Origin of the sequence: Lysinibacillus sphaericus OT4b.31, from assembly GCF_000392615.1 — a bacterium.
Taxonomy (GTDB): Bacteria; Bacillota; Bacilli; order Bacillales_A; family Planococcaceae; genus Lysinibacillus; species Lysinibacillus sphaericus_B.
Genome location: NZ_KB933454.1, coordinates 1 through 422 on the forward strand (window position 1 = coordinate 1; position 422 = coordinate 422).

The window sequence follows — 422 nt, forward strand, 5'->3', positions numbered from 1 at the left end:
TTAAACAACTTTATTATCTCTTAACACCATGGTCACTTCTTATATTGTGTTTTCTATTTAATCTTGTTTAAGGCATGACCCATTTCATTTAGCCAGTGTTTCCCACCATACACAACAAATGTTGTATTATTTTCTTCTCTATCAAAAATATGAACTCTTTGTGTAATAAGAAGATTTAAACCGAGTTCAGTTCGATCTACTCTGCCTAAACTTAATTCCCAACATAAATTAGGATTTATATTAAGAGCATGGGCACAAAAAATTATTCGTTGATTTGTTAATAATAGCCGACCACCATCAGAACGAGTTGCACTGTAATACATGTTTGCAAAACCTGAGCGTAAAGGGAATTCATTTTCATTCATTTCAATTTCATGGAAGAAGATTTTTTTATATGTAGGGTTGAAAACGTCTAAATCATA

Annotated in this window: 1 protein-coding gene; it reads right to left on the minus strand. The window is 31.3% G+C overall.

The annotated features are described in order from the left end of the window. Positions 1–53 precede the first annotated feature (53 nt). Positions 54–422, minus strand: a 369-nt coding sequence (locus H131_RS25135; protein ID WP_010861508.1) for a hypothetical protein, incomplete at its 5' end; no start/stop codon positions are given.